This is a genomic window from Pseudoalteromonas sp. B131b, from assembly GCF_037162545.1.
Taxonomy (GTDB): domain Bacteria; phylum Pseudomonadota; class Gammaproteobacteria; order Enterobacterales; family Alteromonadaceae; genus Pseudoalteromonas; species Pseudoalteromonas fuliginea.
Window position 1 is genome coordinate 3,482,447 of the sequence record NZ_JARLUZ010000001.1, and the last position, 15,751, is coordinate 3,498,197.

Annotated in this window: 14 protein-coding genes and 1 pseudogene; 7 read left to right on the forward strand and 8 right to left on the reverse strand. The window is 39.4% G+C overall.

The window, feature by feature from the left end; translation table 11 throughout:
- Nucleotides 1–36 precede the first annotated feature (36 nt).
- Nucleotides 37–1,617 (forward strand): LysM peptidoglycan-binding domain-containing protein, encoded by a 1,581-nt coding sequence (locus P4S65_RS16015; protein ID WP_337120564.1) that lies wholly within the window; start codon nt 37–39, stop codon nt 1,615–1,617.
- Nucleotides 1,618–1,694: 77 nt separating this feature from the next.
- Here P4S65_RS16015 and P4S65_RS16020 read toward each other — a convergent pair whose 3' ends face one another.
- From P4S65_RS16020 to P4S65_RS16030, 3 genes are read right to left on the reverse strand one after another with little or no spacing between them, the layout of a single operon-like run.
- On the reverse strand, nt 1,695–2,144 hold the full coding sequence (locus tag P4S65_RS16020) for a flavodoxin (RefSeq protein ID WP_337120565.1): 450 nt from the start codon (nt 2,142–2,144) through the stop codon (nt 1,695–1,697).
- The gene (gene truC, locus P4S65_RS16025; RefSeq protein WP_033037834.1) at nt 2,144–2,908 is read right to left on the reverse strand and encodes a tRNA pseudouridine(65) synthase TruC; all 765 of its coding nucleotides are present in this window, start codon (nt 2,906–2,908) and stop codon (nt 2,144–2,146) included. The genes P4S65_RS16020 and truC overlap by 1 nt, the downstream gene beginning before the upstream one ends.
- Nucleotides 2,901–3,221 (reverse strand): YqcC family protein, encoded by a 321-nt coding sequence (locus tag P4S65_RS16030; protein WP_096793420.1) that lies wholly within the window; start codon nt 3,219–3,221, stop codon nt 2,901–2,903. The genes truC and P4S65_RS16030 overlap by 8 nt, the downstream gene beginning before the upstream one ends.
- Nucleotides 3,222–3,325: 104 nt before the next feature.
- Between P4S65_RS16030 and P4S65_RS16035 the strand changes: the two genes are divergently transcribed.
- Together P4S65_RS16035 and P4S65_RS16040 are read left to right on the forward strand one after the other, a co-directional pair.
- A complete protein-coding gene (locus tag P4S65_RS16035; RefSeq protein ID WP_337120566.1) occupies nt 3,326–4,354 on the forward strand; it encodes a DUF3549 family protein in 1,029 nt (342 codons plus the stop codon).
- Complete coding sequence (locus P4S65_RS16040; protein WP_007378202.1) at nt 4,355–4,654, forward strand: DUF3301 domain-containing protein; 300 nt, start codon at nt 4,355–4,357, stop codon at nt 4,652–4,654.
- A 725-nt stretch (nt 4,655–5,379) separates the two neighbouring features.
- Here the strand turns inward: P4S65_RS16040 and P4S65_RS16045 are convergent.
- A pseudogene (locus P4S65_RS16045) lies at nt 5,380–6,032 on the reverse strand (GNAT family N-acetyltransferase).
- A gap of 153 nt (nt 6,033–6,185) precedes the next feature.
- Between P4S65_RS16045 and P4S65_RS16050 the strand changes: the two are divergent.
- From P4S65_RS16050 to P4S65_RS16060, 3 genes are all read left to right on the forward strand, one after another.
- A complete protein-coding gene (locus tag P4S65_RS16050; RefSeq protein WP_337120567.1) occupies nt 6,186–6,422 on the forward strand; it encodes a DUF2789 domain-containing protein in 237 nt (78 codons plus the stop codon).
- A gap of 96 nt (nt 6,423–6,518) precedes the next feature.
- Nucleotides 6,519–6,785: a hypothetical protein gene (locus P4S65_RS16055; protein WP_007378199.1), complete on the forward strand. Its 267-nt coding sequence runs from the start codon at nt 6,519–6,521 to the stop codon at nt 6,783–6,785.
- Between the two features lie 13 nt (nt 6,786–6,798).
- The gene (locus tag P4S65_RS16060; protein ID WP_337120568.1) at nt 6,799–7,572 is read left to right on the forward strand and encodes a Zn-ribbon-containing protein; all 774 of its coding nucleotides are present in this window, start codon (nt 6,799–6,801) and stop codon (nt 7,570–7,572) included.
- Between the two features lie 63 nt (nt 7,573–7,635).
- On the opposite strand, the gene syd is transcribed toward P4S65_RS16060, so the two are convergent.
- Complete coding sequence (gene syd / locus P4S65_RS16065; RefSeq protein ID WP_337120569.1) at nt 7,636–8,175, reverse strand: SecY-interacting protein; 540 nt, start codon at nt 8,173–8,175, stop codon at nt 7,636–7,638.
- Nucleotides 8,176–8,234: 59 nt separating this feature from the next.
- Here syd and queF point away from each other — a divergent pair, with 59 nt between their 5' ends.
- Nucleotides 8,235–9,080, forward strand: coding sequence for an NADPH-dependent 7-cyano-7-deazaguanine reductase QueF (queF, locus tag P4S65_RS16070; protein WP_337120570.1), 846 nt, complete (start codon nt 8,235–8,237; stop codon nt 9,078–9,080).
- A gap of 255 nt (nt 9,081–9,335) precedes the next feature.
- On the opposite strand, the gene P4S65_RS16075 is transcribed toward queF, so the two are convergent.
- From P4S65_RS16075 to P4S65_RS16085, 3 genes are read right to left on the reverse strand one after another with little or no spacing between them, the layout of a single operon-like run.
- Nucleotides 9,336–10,241 (reverse strand): peptidylprolyl isomerase, encoded by a 906-nt coding sequence (locus tag P4S65_RS16075; RefSeq protein WP_337120571.1) that lies wholly within the window; start codon nt 10,239–10,241, stop codon nt 9,336–9,338.
- Between the two features lie 32 nt (nt 10,242–10,273).
- Nucleotides 10,274–13,963 (reverse strand): autotransporter assembly complex protein TamB, encoded by a 3,690-nt coding sequence (gene tamB / locus P4S65_RS16080; RefSeq protein ID WP_337120572.1) that lies wholly within the window; start codon nt 13,961–13,963, stop codon nt 10,274–10,276.
- Nucleotides 13,963–15,690 (reverse strand): autotransporter assembly complex protein TamA, encoded by a 1,728-nt coding sequence (locus tag P4S65_RS16085; RefSeq protein WP_337120573.1) that lies wholly within the window; start codon nt 15,688–15,690, stop codon nt 13,963–13,965. Before P4S65_RS16085 ends, tamB begins: the two co-directional genes overlap by 1 nt.
- Nucleotides 15,691–15,751: the final 61 nt, after the last annotated feature.

A 15,751-nucleotide genomic window follows, 5' to 3' on the forward strand; every position in this document is an offset into this window, starting at 1 on the left:
TATTCGCCGAGTTTTTTACCCGATGTATTGGTATTTATGAATAAATCTCCCCTATTAATAGCCTTGGCGTTAGCGCTAAGTGGTTGTCAAACTGTGACAACTTTAGACTCAGACTCTCAAGTCGCCACGCAAGCAAACCAACAACTCGAAGGCGCAAGTCCTAACGACATTAACAATGCATTGATGGTAAACGCACAATATCAGCAAGTTGACCCTGATGAGCAAGAAGCTCCCGTGTTTGATGATGTGTGGGAGCGAATTCGCTACCAACTTTCTATTGAAATACCGCAAAACCGCCCTGTTGTTACTGAACGTAATTATTACGCTCGCCACCAAGCCTATTTAGATCGTATTTCTAAACGTGCAGAACCTTACTTACACTTTATAGTTGAAGAAGTAGAAAAGCGCGAAATGCCAATCGAAATTGCACTACTGCCTATTGTAGAAAGTGCATTTGACCCGTTTGGTTATTCTAATCGCAGCGCATCGGGCATTTGGCAGTTTATGCCTGCAACCGGTGAGCGATTCGATTTAAAACAAAACTGGTGGTACGACGGTCGTCGCGACATAGTGCAGTCGACTCGCGCAGCACTTGATTACTTATCGTATTTACATAAAACACTTGAAGGCGATTGGCTAAATGCGATTGCTGCTTATAATTCAGGTGAAGGGCGTTTAATGCGCGCGATTAAAAAGAATCGTAAAAAGCATTTACCTACCGATTTTTGGTCTCTTGATTTACCAAGCGAAACAACAGCCTACGTACCAAAGTTATTAGCACTTGCCGATTTATTAAAACGCTCAGATGATTTTAACGTTACATGGCAACCAGTAATTAATGCACAAGTGGTTGAAGTGGTTGATGTTGGCTCGCAAATAGATTTAGCACTTGCTGCTGATATGGCTGATATGACGCTTACTGAGCTATACAGATTAAACCCCGGTTTTAATCGCTGGGCAACAGATCCTAATGGCCCTCATTCTTTATTATTGCCTGTTGATAAAGCAGAGGAATTTAGCCAAAAACTAGCAAACACTGATGTTAAAAACAGATTACGCTGGCAGCGTTATATTGTGGCTCGAGGCGACAGCTTATCGGTAATTGCCAAAAAGTTTACAACAAGCTCAAGCGCAATCCGATCGCTTAATAAACTCAAATCAAATACGATTAAAGTAGGCCAAGAATTATTAGTCCCGCTTACTGATGGCGCTATAAATAGTGAGCATTTACCAAAGCAGATGCGTTTAGCTGCTAATAAAGCAACTCGCACAAAACTTTCGCACACAGTTAAAAGTGGCGACACGTTATGGGATATTAGCCGCGAATATGACGTAACTATGGATGAGTTGGCTAAATGGAATAAACTAAAGAAAAACTCTGTATTGCGCCTAAATCAAAAACTAACTGTGTATAAGTCAGCTAATAAACCACAAGCAACGGTAAGCACCAACCGTACTATTACATACAAAGTACGCCGAGGTGATTCACTTGCACGTATTGCGTCTAAGTTTAATCTAAGCGTTAACGAAATTATTAAGTGGAATAATTTAGCCGGTCAAAAATACCTACAACCTGGCCAAAAGCTAAAACTTAAAGTAGATGTCAGAAGTAGTTAATTTATAAATCTATATTAAAAGTAAAAAAGTAAAAAGGAGCGCATACGCTCCTTTTTTAATACTTTAAGGTTAAAGTATTAAGCAGGTAGTTTTTCTAGCCATGCCTTTAACCAAGGCTCGGCTACCGGCCATGGTTCAAAATCTTCACATGCATCTATTTCTAGGCGGTTGCCCACAGGCTTTGCTTGTAAATCGCGAAGTAGCTCGTCAAAGCTTCGCCCTGCGCCACAAAATGTATCGCCGTAGCATCTGTCACCCATTGCAATTACACCAAATGGTTTATCGGTAAGCATTGGGAAAGTGCTATTCATTGCAAAGTACAATCCTGCCAAATTACTCGGTACATCACCTTGGCCTGTTGTGGAGGTAACAATTAAAATATGCGATGCATTTTTTATATCATCAAGTGATGCTTCAGTAATTACTGTAGCAGTATGACCCGCTTGCTTAATTGTGGCTGCAACTTCATCGCTTAAACGCTCTGCACCGCCATTAACGCTGCCTACAAAAATACTAATATGTGCCATTAATAATCCTTTTCTTGCTCTGGCCAACCTAGCTGCTTACATATTTTAAGCATGTCTTCACCTAGTGGCGCTTTAATTTTTATTGATTCATTACTATAAGGGTGCACAAAACTAAGCTCTGTTGCAAATAACATTAACCGTCTTAGCTCAAAATGATCCCTAAAAAATTGATTATGCTGGTTATCACCGTGATTTACATCACCAATGATAGGCAGTGATAAGTGCTTTAAGTGCCTGCGAATTTGATGCTTGCGCCCGGTTTTTGGAAAACACTCAACTAACGAGTAACGCACTGTTGGGTACTTACCAATAGGAATAGGCAGTGCAACTTGGTGCAAGCAATTAAACTGGGTTTGCGCTTCTTGTGGTGCTTTGTCTTGATCTGCAAATTTATCGGCTATTTTATCCAGCTCTTCTTTAAGCGGTTTATCTAAAAATACTGACTCTGGCGCAAAACCGCGCACTAAGGCTAAATAGCGCTTAGCAATGGTACCTTCAATAAATAGCTGGTTCATATCGCGAGCAGCTTCCGAGCTCAATGCAAACAGTAATACGCCCGACGTAGGTCTATCGAGCCTATGTACTGGAAATACATGTTGCCCTAGCTGGTCGCGCAACATTTGCATAGCAAACTGGGTTTCGTGTTTATCTAAAAACGAGCGATGCACTAATAAACCTGAAGGCTTATTTATAGCCACATAGTTTTCATCTTGATACAAAATAGTCAGCTCGCCATATTCAATAGGCGCTGGACGCTCACTCATTTGGTTCTCCTAAAAAGGTATCAAGGGCTGTTAGTAATTCAATTATTTCATCGCTTCCGGCTTTATGCACAAGTGTCATTTGCGCCATAGGGGCAATAGCAAAGTTACGCGGCAGTGGTTGCCTATGTGTTATTAGTTGCTGTATTTTTTCAATAAATACAAACTGTAACCACTGCTCAAATGCCATTGTATCGTGACAAAAAGGAGTATTTGAAAGCAGTGCCTCAGCGTCTATTGGCTCACTTTGCCAAAGCGCGTGCTTTTGTAAAAGTGCTGTTAGCTGCACTAAATAAGTTTGGGTTTGCTGGTACATAACCACCCTCTTTTATATATGTAATGCAATTATACCCTGTTCCCTCATAGGCGGCTATGACGTATAATTAATGTAATTTTGCAGTAAAAACAGTTGAGAAAACAATGAGTGATCAAATAGCTACATTAGGTCAGCTTTTAGATGGTGCGGGTACTCAGTGGCGTGCTTTTGATATTGGCAGGCACATTACTAAGCTTGATAAAAAACAATTTTTAGCTATTGAACAAGCTCAAGTGCCTTACCCTTACCCACTTGCTGGTCATGCATGGCTCGCTATTCAATTTTGGGATACTAAAGCCAGTAAAGAACCTTATGTATGGTTTTTAAAGTTTCCACTTGATGAGCAAAGTATGCTGGTAAGTGCTAGTCGCGATCACTTTGCTGATATGGTTATTCAAGCGCTAGGCACTGAAATTACAGGTGAGCAAGCCGATGGAAAACTTGATAATAATCCTTATGTTTTTACGCCAAACGCAAATAAATTAGCGGCATTTAACGCCCAAGTAAAAGTACTATTAAAACAGCCTGCGTCGCAGTATTACGAGCATGCACAGCTTTACTTTAGCGGTAAAATTGGTTTTGATAATTGGCAAAGTGTTGCACTGCAGGGTATTGCCGATTTTGCACTGCGCTTGGGCAGCGATACAAACTTAAGTAATTTGCAAAAAGCATGGGCGCATTTACCTATTGAAGTACTGCAACCACTCAGTGCCATGCTTGAACACATTGAAATACCAACATCAATGAGTGAGTTACTTGTTGATTACATGCAGGCCGCAATTAGTAACAACGACACAGTGGCTATAACCGCAGCACTAAGATCTGCATCAAAAGGTCAAGCTCAAGGGTTATGCGCTCAATTAGTTGATACTGTACTAAGCTCACCTGCAGGGCAAGATTCAGATGTGTTATTAACGGTAGCTGGGCGTTGTTTTAAGCAATTAGAAAACCCTGAACGCTTGCATGTATTTATGGATAATTGCGCGCATCATCAAAAAATTGAAGAATTGTTTCCAAGTATTTTTGCTGATTTAGTTGCAATACCGACTATTCGCCCGCATTTATTAGGCTTATTACGTAAAGAAAATCGCAGCGAAACCCTCGCGCGTGCAATTGGAAGGTTATTCTCTTAAATGGCAAGTTTATGGACGTTCATACTTATTGGTAGTGTAATTTACTTATTTTGGCTTAACCGAAAGGTGGCAGAAGCGGCGAACGTTCATGCTAAACGTCAAAGTGAGCAATTGCAGGTGCAGTTGATGAGTGTTGCATGCACAAAACGCCGCTTTGGTTTTTTAAAGAGCGGCAAGCCAGGCATTAAAAGTGAATTTATATTTGAGTTTTCAAGCGACGGTGAAAATGCTTATCAAGGTGTGTTAATTATGGAAAATGAGTTTTTGAAAAGTGTGGTTGTTCCACCACATAAAATATAAATGGATTTAATTTAGGGCTAAATTAAATTTACTCAAACACAAAAACTAAGGCGTAACTAAAGTTACGCCCCAATTGGACTGCATCCTGCTAGATATCCGTTATCTATTAATCCGTATTATCATCCCCTGAACGAGTAAACAGCCTTATTTACCCTCACATTGCATCCTGCAATATCCATAACCTTCTTGGCAAATCCACGCAAACTAACGCTTAGCTACATCCTGTAGCATCATCCCTGGTAATCCTTTGAAGTAGCTCCTGCCACTTTTGCATCCTGCCATGTCCTCTCGCCACCTTGGCCTATGCGTAATCTAACGCTTGGCTATATCCTTTAGCATCATCCGTGGTAATCCTTTAAGTAGCTCCTGCTACTTTAGCGCACCTTGCACTTCCTATTCGTCCTTGCTTTCCTTGTTAACTTATCCTTTTTGCTTCCTGCTAGCGTCCGCTACGTTGCCTATTCCATATCCTTGGCAGTAACTCAATCATTGAGCTATGTCTTCTTGACAAAGTAAAGTTTAAAGCAAACGAGTGTGAGTAATAGGACTTAACATTAAATAAATAAGCGTCACAAAAATGAAAAAACAAAATAAACAATTAATAACAGTAACTTAAATTAAAAAAAGCCACTTAATAGTAGCCTTAAACTGATTATGCTCACAACAATGTAAGAGATGTCTCACGGCCTTATGTCCGTTTGGGCGCATTGGCTTACATTATAATTTTAAATAGCTGGCTCAATTATTGATTTAAACAGTAATTCGCCCTCTACTTGGTTAAAAGTAAGGTGTTTAAATGCTTCAAACTTTTCAGTTTTAAAAAATTCAATGTGCTCCTTACGTGTTACAAATACAGCCATCCCTGTTGACTCAGCGTTACATTTAACTAAGTCATCCAGCCCACGTAGTAAGTAACGGCCAAATCCTTGCCCATGAAAATGCGGATCTACGGCAATAAAAGCTAAAAAATAGTAATTACCTTTCTGTTTAAGCGCGTCTCTAATTGTTTGTTCTTTATCTATTAATTGATTTGTTTGCAAGTAGCCCGCACTCAGCATTAATTTTAAACGCCAGTGCCAATAACGCTGCGCTTGTAATTGGCTATTAGATTCAAATACACACGCTACTGCTTTTAATTTATCGTTGCGGTATAGGCCAATTAGTGGCTGTTTTTCTTGCCAAAAACTACTGAGTTCTTCGCGAATTAATGATCGTAGTTTTTTTCGTAAACTGATTTATTTTCGTCATTGTAGCTAAGCATGTTTAGTAATACAGGATCGTCATGATAAGCCTGATAAATTAGGCTCGCTGCAGTGCTAATATCTTCTGCAGCTAAATACTGTACGCTGAACGTATCAGCTGGTGTGGTTACACTCATTGTATTTCCTTTATTATTTTAGCTATAGGCTGTTTAACTTTAAACCTAACTATATACCTAAAATTATTAACCGTAAATTCAGCGAGAGTTTAACTAGCAAGAAGTACAGTTAGGCACTAGTATGAGTTTTCATTCATTTAAAGGAGCAATATCATGGATACGACAAAACACGACATTAACACACTTTTTGCACAGCTTGGATTACCAAATAGTGATGAGCAAATAGATGCGTTTATTGCCTCACATGAATTAAAAGACACAACACGACTCCAAGAAGCTTCTTTTTGGGATGAAGCACAACAACACTTTTTAGCTGAATCCCTTGCAGAAGATGGAGATTGGAGTGAAGTAATTGACGAGTTAGATGTACGCATTCGTCAAAGTAAGTAATTTTATTTAATGTACCCTCCCTTATTTATTGCTAACATAGCATTTGCGCAGCATTTATATGCTGCGTATTTATTTTATTAAAGAGTTATATATCTAATGAATTCAGTTGTATTTGATGCAATCAAAGCCCTTCTCGATGAAGGCAAAACCCCTACTGTAGCACTAACTAAAAGCCGTTTGGCGCAACCGGTTCCAATGCCGATGATTATTGCAGCAGTAAGCCAATATAAAAACAATCCTGATTCAATTAATAACTTCATGAGAAACCCACAGCAGTCAGATAATACTGAGCTTAAAACAAGTCAATTAGATAGAATTGAGCAAAAACTCGATAAACTTCTTGCGCTGCTAGAACAAAAATAATTTGAGACTATAAATGTTCGTTGTTGATTTAACTTTTGATTGCTACCAAGACACCACCCTAGAACAAGCCGAACAAGCAATAAATCGCTTAGTAAATGCACTGCGTTTTAATGGTCAAATAATGGGGGAAGAATTTTCAACCGTTTTAAAAGATGGATTTTTTATTACCCGCGTAATGTGCCCGACCGAAGATGCAATGCACCCGCTAAATAACAGCCCGTTTGTTAAGCACAGTATCGAAAAGTTACATAGTGCTGGGCTACTTGCGCCAAAAGTAAAAGTGATCGGACAAGATATTCACTCCAACGGGGCTGATTGCTGTAAAGAACCATCAAGTTATATTTTATACACAACCTATGTGCATACGTGCAGCCCGCTTTATTGTGGTGATGACTTTTTGCCTGTGCCGCTATTTCGTATTCCGGCAATTGCGAATGGTGACTATAAAACGCTTATAAAATGGCAAGAAGATTGGCAAGCCTGCGATCAAATTCAAATTAATGGCGCAACTCGTTGTGAGTTTCCGGCGCTTGAAGAAATATCGAGTGTCCAAAGCGACCTATATAGACGCGGAAAAGACATAACAAAGCGAATTAGTTTTTTAACTAAAAAGCCAACCTATTATTATTTATACCGTGTAGGCGGCGTAGATAAAGCGTCTGAACTTGAACGAAAATGCCCTAGTTGTAATGGCGATTGGAAATTACCTGAATCGTGGTTTGGGTTATTCGACTTTAGGTGTGAGCCGTGTGGCTTAGTGTCTAATATATCGTGGGATTTTCAATAACCACTTTAATGAGTGCTTAAAATCAGCTTAGTGATGACGCTAAGCTGATTTATTAAACACGTTTTAAACCTCTAATGCCTTTAAAAAAGCATTAATGTTAGGTGCAAGTACATGGTATGTTTTTTTGCCTACGTGCTCTAAACATACTTCACCAGTGTGCACCAATACACTTACTAGTAAATCATCTTGATCAGTTAAACCAATAAATACTGTTTCTGGTTGCTTGAGCTTGCGTTTCATTAAAACGTGGCCCGTTATATTTTGCTGTAGCAAATTAAAGTCTTCTTCGTTCCATGCTTGTAGTAATTCAACCTGATGCCCATCAATACTTGCTAAAATACTTCCACCGTACATATGTCCGTATAGCTCGCTAAGCGCTTTTGGAAACTCAAGTTCTAGTGCACTGGCTAAATCATTAAGCGAACCTGCAGGTTGCTGACGCGCCCCCTGCCATTGAATGTTTCCTTGCTCGTCAACCTCACCAACTTCACATGGGCTTGGCCATTGTTCGTCGTGCGCAATAAGTGGGTACTTTGTAGTGTTTTTAAGGGTATTTTCGCTAAATGTTTGATGAAGTTGTTCTATAAGCAATGCAACAGACATACTGTGAAACTCATTTAAATTAGATATAATGTCCCTATTGTAACTATTTAAGAGCAAACATGACAGATTACAGCAATTCTCCAGACCTTAAAGGTAGCGTATTAGGCCAATCTACTGAGTATGTAGATGTGTACACGCCAAGCTTGCTTTTCCCTATTGCGCGCAAACTAAATCGTGATGCTTTAAATATTGACGAAGCAGAGCTGCCATTTAAAGGCCAAGATATTTGGACTGGTTACGAGCTTTCATGGTTAAACGCTAAAGGTAAACCGCAAGTTGCCGTGGCCTTATTTACCTTTGAATGCCAAAGCAGCCATATTATTGAGTCAAAGTCGTTTAAACTTTATTTAAATAGCTTTAACCAAACCCGATTTGAAAGCATTGATGTAGTAAAACAGCATTTAATTGATGATTTATCAAACGCGGTTAACAGCCCTGTCAAAGTAACTTTATATAATCCTGATGATTACAATTGCTTACCATGTACGGCGCTGCCAGGTGAATGTATTGATGACTTAGATATTGAAATTAATAATTACGATATTGATGCTAATTCACTTAAAGCAAAAAGTGATAACGTAGTTACTGAAACGCTCTACAGCCATTTACTTAAGTCGAACTGTTTAATTACCTCCCAGCCTGACTGGGCAAGTGTGATTATACGATACACAGGCGAGCAAATATGTCGTGAGTCGTTATTGCGTTACTTAATTTCATTCAGAACACATAACGAATTTCATGAGCAGTGTGTTGAGCGTATTTATAGCGATTTAACAACACAACTTAATATTAAAGAGTTAGAGGTTTACGCGCGTTATACTCGTCGCGGCGGGCTTGATATAAACCCGTATCGCTCTACGCATTATAACGACACGCCATTTGCAGTTAAAATTAATCGTCAGTAGGTTATTTTAAACTGGAATATGAGTATTAAAAAAGGAGCCTAGGCTCCTTTTCTATTTGTATATTTAATTAATACCAATTCGCTTAATTAAGTGAGCTATTTTGAGGCTGGGAAAACGTGTTGATAGCTAGGCAAAAAATTCGCTATTTAGTTGTTCTCGGCAATTGCTCCTGCATTGCTCTACCTTCTGCATCCATGCAGTCGTAAATGAGAATTTTTTAACGCAGGTAGCGACACGTTTAGCCCCGCAAAATGATTAAGTATTATTGCGGATTGGTATAACTTCGCGCTTAGTGGGTATGGGCATACCACACACATCAACGTAATTATGTGCTTTAACAAACCATGGTTCAATACGGTTTTTACGAGCACTGATCAAGTTTTTAAACACAGATGAGTTTGTTTTCATCACTTTAAATATACTTTTATCGCTTTGTACATCGCCAAGTACTTGTATATTGGTAATTGGGTTAAATACTTTATCTTCAGTTGGTGTACGCGCTAAACGATTAAAATGCTCTATACCTTCGAGCACTCGACCAAACACCGTAATGTTTTTATCAAGGTAGCGCGGGCCTTGCCCTATCGTTACAAAAAACTCCGTACTCGCACTATTTATATCGTTATCGCGCGCCATTGCAAACACACCACTACAATGCACTTGCCATGTTTGCGTATGTGCTGAGTTTTGAGCTACTGCAAAGCCGTTTAAAAAGCCAGTAACTGGTGCATATCCGTCGCCATTTAGCTCAGTAATTAAAAGTGGTTTGTTTGTTGTTAAATAAAACTCAGCAGGGACTGTTTTATCCGCTGTTTTAATTAACTTTTTACCCGAGCTGTCTCCGCCTTGCGCTACAAAACCTTCAACAAACCGATAAACGCTAGTATTTTTATAAAATCCTTCTCGCGCTAGTTTTTTAATATTTTGAACGTGCTTTGGAGCAAGCTGTTCATTAAGCTCAATGTACGCATCGCCCGTTGGCAGCGTTATCTTTAAAGTATTTTGAGCGTCCACTACTCGCCAGTCATTATCTGTTGCACTAGCAATTACTTCACTCGCGCTCAATAAGGGTAGCTCTTGATTAGCAACATCATCACCGAGTTGTTGAGCACAACCGCTCAAAAAAACACTAAGCAGAGCTGGCAATATAATTTTTTCCATCGCTTATATCCTTATAATTATTATAGTTTTGGTTATTCCCAATCAAACTTATATAGCACATCAACATTTTGGTATAGCCCGCTCGTTATTTCTATGTATAGCTGTGAAAGTAACTGATATCGCACAGCCACTTCACTGAGCGAATCAAATACACCCACGCTATATTTAACTTGCAAACTGGGTGCTACGTAACCTGATATTTCTACTTTGGTGCTATCACCACTACCTGATGAGCTTAAACTTACATCTGACAGCCCAAAGGTTTCACCTACCTTAGAAACAACCCCTTCGCTGCGGCTAACCCCTTGAGAAAGCAATAACTGCGTAAGCATCGCATCGCTTGACGAACTTTCTCCATCGCCTAAAGGTTGGCCATTAAGTAAATATGCGAGTGCTTGAGCTTGATCCATCGCAGGCTCAGAAAATATTTTAAGCGTTGGTTGTTCAACATTACCCGTGAGCGTAACCCCTGCAATGACACCATTTGCAGTCGTATCGGGGTTACGTATTGCTTTAATATTTAAAAATGGTTGTTCAATTGAACCGCTAAAACCGACTTGCCCGGTGCTGATTATTAAATCTTGCCCAAAGGCTAAGTAAGTACCTTCAATTAAGTTAAGCTCACCTGTGGCTATAATTGGCGCACCTTGACTCATTTTTATCGCTAAATCACCCGCAACTTTTGATTCCAAGCCAAACGACTCTACTTTTACATCGTTTTTAACAATCACTTTTAAATCTATGTCGTAATCAAACGGGACTGTTTCGGTGGCCTCAGTTTTTTGATCAACAATAATTTCATCATCGCTAACTTGCACTGCGCCCTCAGGAAGCTCTTCAATCATTATACGACCGTAAGGCACAACTACCTCACCAGCAAGCTTGAGTGCATTATTAGCCAAGCCTATTTTTAAATCCGGCGATACTTTAAAAGTAACCCCTTGCTGCGCGCGTACATAAAACTGCTCGCCAACTACCGCAACATTTACAGCAGGTTGCGCACCTTGCCAATCAACGTCACCGGTGAGATTTATTTTACCGCCCTGATTGTCGTTTAAGTTGCCTTTTATTGTGGCTGTTGTTTTATCAAACAATACGTTTATATTTGATTTTTGCAGCGCTATAGGTAATTGCTCGCCCTCTAAACTAATATCGCTCACATTAAGCTCGCCATTTAATAAAGGATCTTTTAACGTACCAGCTAACGCCACTTTCCCGCTAATATCACCTTTTAACTGCTCAAGGGTTTCAAGAAAAGGTTGTAAGTCTGAAAGGAGTATTTTATCGATATTAATGGTGCCATTAAGCGCTTGCGTATCTTGTATATCATCGATATTAATGTGTGTATTAATTTTGCCTAATACACTTGATTCTAAATTAGCTTCAAGCTTGCCAATTTGAGAATCCGAAAACGCACTAATAGTTAGAGTTTCGATTGGTAATTTAAAACGATCTTCTTCTGATGTAAGCACCGCTTCTAAGTCGCTAGAATCGATATTTGCGCGTAATGTTTTAAGCGCACCGCTTTGCCAATTAAGTGCTACATCGCCAGCTATATTACCGCGAGTACGAATGCTATTAGGTAAAAAATGCTTAAGCTCCTCAAGTGCTAAGTTGCTTAGTTTAGCATTTAACTGACCGAGATTTTTTGACTGCGCTAAGGTGTCTATGCATAATTTACTTTGCTCAGATGCCCAACAATGTGCACTCACATCAAAGTCGCCACTTTGCGTATTAACCATAATGGCAATATTTTTAGTATTACTAAAACTAAGCTTTTTATCGCTAAGCGTTACATTACTAAGCTCGCCATTCCAAGTGGTATTATTAACTTTGCCATTAACTTCAAGCTCTACACTGCCTTGCTCGGCATCTACAGATGCCGTAAGTTGGTGATCTGTTTTGTCGCCGCTAATATCAATTTTAACACTATTGATTTGTTGTTCGGCCACAAGCGCCGAACCAACACTTACCGAAACATCGGTTTGCCAATCGGCTGCGGTATCTAACTGCCCTTTTACTGATAATTTATTAATATTTATTTCATCAAAAATAAAGCGATCGAGTATTAGTGCTAAATCAACAGAGGGCGTTAACCTTTCCCCTCTCACTTTTAAATTTGCGTTGCCGTCGGCAGTAAATGGAATATTAGCTTTTTCATCACTTTTTAGCGTTACTTTGCCATCAACTTGCCAAGTATCATCAACTTGCCCGCTTAGTGCTAATTTATTGGTGCCGCTACTTAAATAAAAGCTATCAATATTAGCTTTTAACGTGTTGTCTAGCTTAAAGTTTGAGGCAAATTCTAGTGGCACGTCGTTAAGTAATCCGCTTAACTTTGTATTATTCATTTGTAGCTGCCACTTGTCGTCAGCTGCATTAAACGAGCCTTTAAACTGTCCTGAAATATCACTGGTAGCGGCATCAGTTAAGTATTGCGCTTTTAAGTTAGCAACCGTGCCATTAAAGTTAGCCTGTATGCCTTTTTGCCAATCAACATTGGCTTTTATAGTTGCACTGCTTTCGTTTGCTTTAATGCTTAGCGCTTGTAAAGTTGCTTTGGTAAGACTGCCTTTTAATTGGGTATTTAAGTCAACAGCTGGGTACGCGCCTAGTTGGCTATTCGCCTGAAGGCTAAGCTGATAGTCGTCAGCATTACCTTGTGCGTTAAGGCTTACATTTCGCACTTTAAGCTCATTACTTTGTGCATCAATAAGCCACTGTTTAATTTTGCCATTTAACTCAAACGGATAGTTTTTTTGCTTTAAATTTGCCGTTGCCGTTAAACTAAGCGGATATTGTCCCTGCGTTTCTAAATTTAAGTTTAGATTTGATAAGTCGCCATTCAACTGCAAATTGGCTTGGTGCTCATCACTTTGTAAAACAACATCCCCTTTGACGGGCAAATTCCCTGCAAGCTCAGCGTTAAGATGCGTATTAAGCTGCCACTGTTCATACTTTGCTGAGAATGACTCTAAATTAATAACCGCATCTTCCACACTTAATTGCAGCGAGATGTTTTCAATAACATGTTGGGCTTCGTTTTGCTCAATCGTAATTTTAGCAATTTCAAAGTCTTCAACAACTAAATCAAGTGGCGAAGTAAATTCTATATTAGGCAATGCGGGTAGGTGCGTTAAAGGCGCTTGAGTATTTTGCGCCGTTTGTGTTTTCGCATCTTGTTCTTGCTCTTTTAAGGCAACAAGTATGGTGGGAATATTCAGGCTTTTAACCGTCAGCTTTGAACCCTCAGCTTTTGCTGAGAGTTTAAAGTTATTAACGCTTACGTTTGCACTTGGATGCTCTAGCGTAAATTTATTGATCGCAATGTTTTTTACAGCAATATTAAAAGGTAAGCTGATTTTTTCAAGCGGCTCTGTCGGGGCTTCTTCTTGTGACTCTGCAGTTTTTGGTAATGTTAAATTTATAGATTTAGCACTTAAGTTATCTATACAAATTCCATCGCACTGCCACCAAAACAAATCAATTTTCAATTGTTGTGCATTAAAGTCCAATCCGTTGCTAGCAAAGCGTACATTAAAGGCATCATTATAAATAAAACGACCATCTTTAATTTCAATATGTAGTCCATCTACTGCTTTGTTTGCACTATAAGCAATAAATTGATTACCGGGTGCGGTAAATAACAAACAAAATAGTGCAACAACTAACGTGACAAAAATAGCACTTACGGCGGCTGTTATCTTTTTTAATACTGACATTAAATTTCTGGCCCTATGGTAATACTTAAACGTGTGCTTTTACTTTCTTTTGTTAATCCCCAAGCGTGGTCTACGCGCACTGGGCCAACGGGTGTTAAATAGCGAAAACCAAAACCAGCACCTACTTCAAAATAATCAGAAAAATCATTAGTCGCAGTACCACCATCAACAAATAAAGCTGCTCGCCAATTTTTAGCAAACTGGTAGTTATATTCCATCGTGCCCGATAGTAAATACTTACCACCTATTAGCTCGCCGTCATCGTTCTCAGGCGAAATTGATTGGTACGCAAAACCACGAACACTTTGATCGCCACCTGCGTAAAACCGAAGTGAAAATGGCACGTTGTTAATATCATCAACAAGCATTGCCCCCACATTCGCTTTTAAAAACACCAAGTGACGGTCAAAATAAGTGCGTAGCCATGCATGTTGCATTTGCACCCTAATCAGATTAGTACTCGAAAGCACATCATCTAAGCCAAACTCAGCAGATATAAGCCACTGCTCTCCCCAATAAGGAGTCGTGCCGCCTTTTGATTTTTTGCGCGCGTAGCTAATGCCCGGCATTAACATTTCGGTACTTTCTTCGTCTTCATCACCAATACGGTAGGTTTCTTGGTCGCGGCGTAAAAATGCAGTACGCACCCACTTATTTTCGGTCAACCATTGGCGCTGAACTTGCCCTGTTAATATTTCACTGTAAGTGTCGTTTGTGAGCTCATCTTCTAGCTTATAACCGACAGAGAATCGCCATAAATCATCATTAGGATCATCAACCGGAATTGTATAAGCCATGGAAATATCTTGCTGCTTTTGTGCCACATTGAAATTAGTTTCGAGGTAATGGCCGTCTTCTGTGATCCACGGTTTACTCCATTTAAAACGCACCTTAGGCCCTAAGTCAGTACTAAAACCACCGCCAATTTCATAGCTGTTAGCTGGCTTGGGTAATACTTCAACTTTAATCGGTACTTGGCTGTTTTTGCGCGCTGCAATGTCAGCATAAACACGTACACTGGCAAAATAAGGGGTACTTGATAAATCCAAGTTATAGTCAGCAATATGTGTTGATTTATAAGGTTGGCCCTGCGAGAAAGGCGCTATAGAGCGTATGTATTTTTCAGCGGGTGTACTACTGGCAATTTGTATATCGCCAAACTCATACCTAACTCCGGTATCAATTATGAAAGTAATAACAGCACTATTTTTTTTAAGCGATACTTCTAATTTACGCGCTGGCCACTTAGCATCAAAATAACCTAGTTCTAGTAGCATCGATTCTATTTTTTTATGAGCAGAGTCATATTTACCATGATTTAAAACATCACCTTGCTTTAAGTGATTGCTTTTAATCAATGCCTGTAATTGGGTATCGCTTTGACCATCACCGTTTAGCGTAATATTAATTGCTTCTATGCGAGTTGCAGGCCCCCGTTCAACTTTAACAATTAGCTCGCTGTCGTCTTTATCATAAATAACCTCGACGGTCGGGCTATAATAGCCAAGTGCTTTGATGCTATTTTGTACTTGTTTTTGAGCATAACGGCGAAGTGTACGGGTTGGCTTCTCGCCAATTAACTGCTTGAGGTAAAGCGCTACGTTATTTTCTAAATCGCCACTTAACCCTTCAATTTCGTAATCTTCTATGACTTTTTCTGCCGCATAGCTATTTGTCGCAATTAAAGCGATCACAACACACATGCAACGTAAAAACTTAATAAACAAGTAAATATCCTTACTTTTAATATCTAACAAAAAACTGTTTAATTACCCGCATATTAGCATA

What these genes read in the sequence shown, in the direction of transcription:
- P4S65_RS16035 (WP_337120566.1), top strand. Translation starts at nt 3,326, where the DNA reads ATGAGTGATCAAATAGCTACATTAGGTCAGCTTTTAGATGGTGCGGGT.
- P4S65_RS16030 (WP_096793420.1), bottom strand. Translation starts at nt 3,221, where the DNA reads ATGTACCAGCAAACCCAAACTTATTTAGTGCAGCTAACAGCACTTTTA.
- P4S65_RS16075 (WP_337120571.1), bottom strand. Translation starts at nt 10,241, where the DNA reads ATGGAAAAAATTATATTGCCAGCTCTGCTTAGTGTTTTTTTGAGCGGT.
- truC (WP_033037834.1), bottom strand. Translation starts at nt 2,908, where the DNA reads ATGAGTGAGCGTCCAGCGCCTATTGAATATGGCGAGCTGACTATTTTG.
- queF (WP_337120570.1), top strand. Translation starts at nt 8,235, where the DNA reads ATGACAGATTACAGCAATTCTCCAGACCTTAAAGGTAGCGTATTAGGC.
- P4S65_RS16020 (WP_337120565.1), bottom strand. Translation starts at nt 2,144, where the DNA reads ATGGCACATATTAGTATTTTTGTAGGCAGCGTTAATGGCGGTGCAGAG.
- tamB (WP_337120572.1), bottom strand. Translation starts at nt 13,963, where the DNA reads ATGTCAGTATTAAAAAAGATAACAGCCGCCGTAAGTGCTATTTTTGTC.
- P4S65_RS16050 (WP_337120567.1), top strand. Translation starts at nt 6,186, where the DNA reads ATGGATACGACAAAACACGACATTAACACACTTTTTGCACAGCTTGGA.
- P4S65_RS16015 (WP_337120564.1), top strand. Translation starts at nt 37, where the DNA reads ATGAATAAATCTCCCCTATTAATAGCCTTGGCGTTAGCGCTAAGTGGT.
- P4S65_RS16040 (WP_007378202.1), top strand. Translation starts at nt 4,355, where the DNA reads ATGGCAAGTTTATGGACGTTCATACTTATTGGTAGTGTAATTTACTTA.
- syd (WP_337120569.1), bottom strand. Translation starts at nt 8,175, where the DNA reads ATGTCTGTTGCATTGCTTATAGAACAACTTCATCAAACATTTAGCGAA.
- P4S65_RS16060 (WP_337120568.1), top strand. Translation starts at nt 6,799, where the DNA reads ATGTTCGTTGTTGATTTAACTTTTGATTGCTACCAAGACACCACCCTA.
- P4S65_RS16055 (WP_007378199.1), top strand. Translation starts at nt 6,519, where the DNA reads ATGAATTCAGTTGTATTTGATGCAATCAAAGCCCTTCTCGATGAAGGC.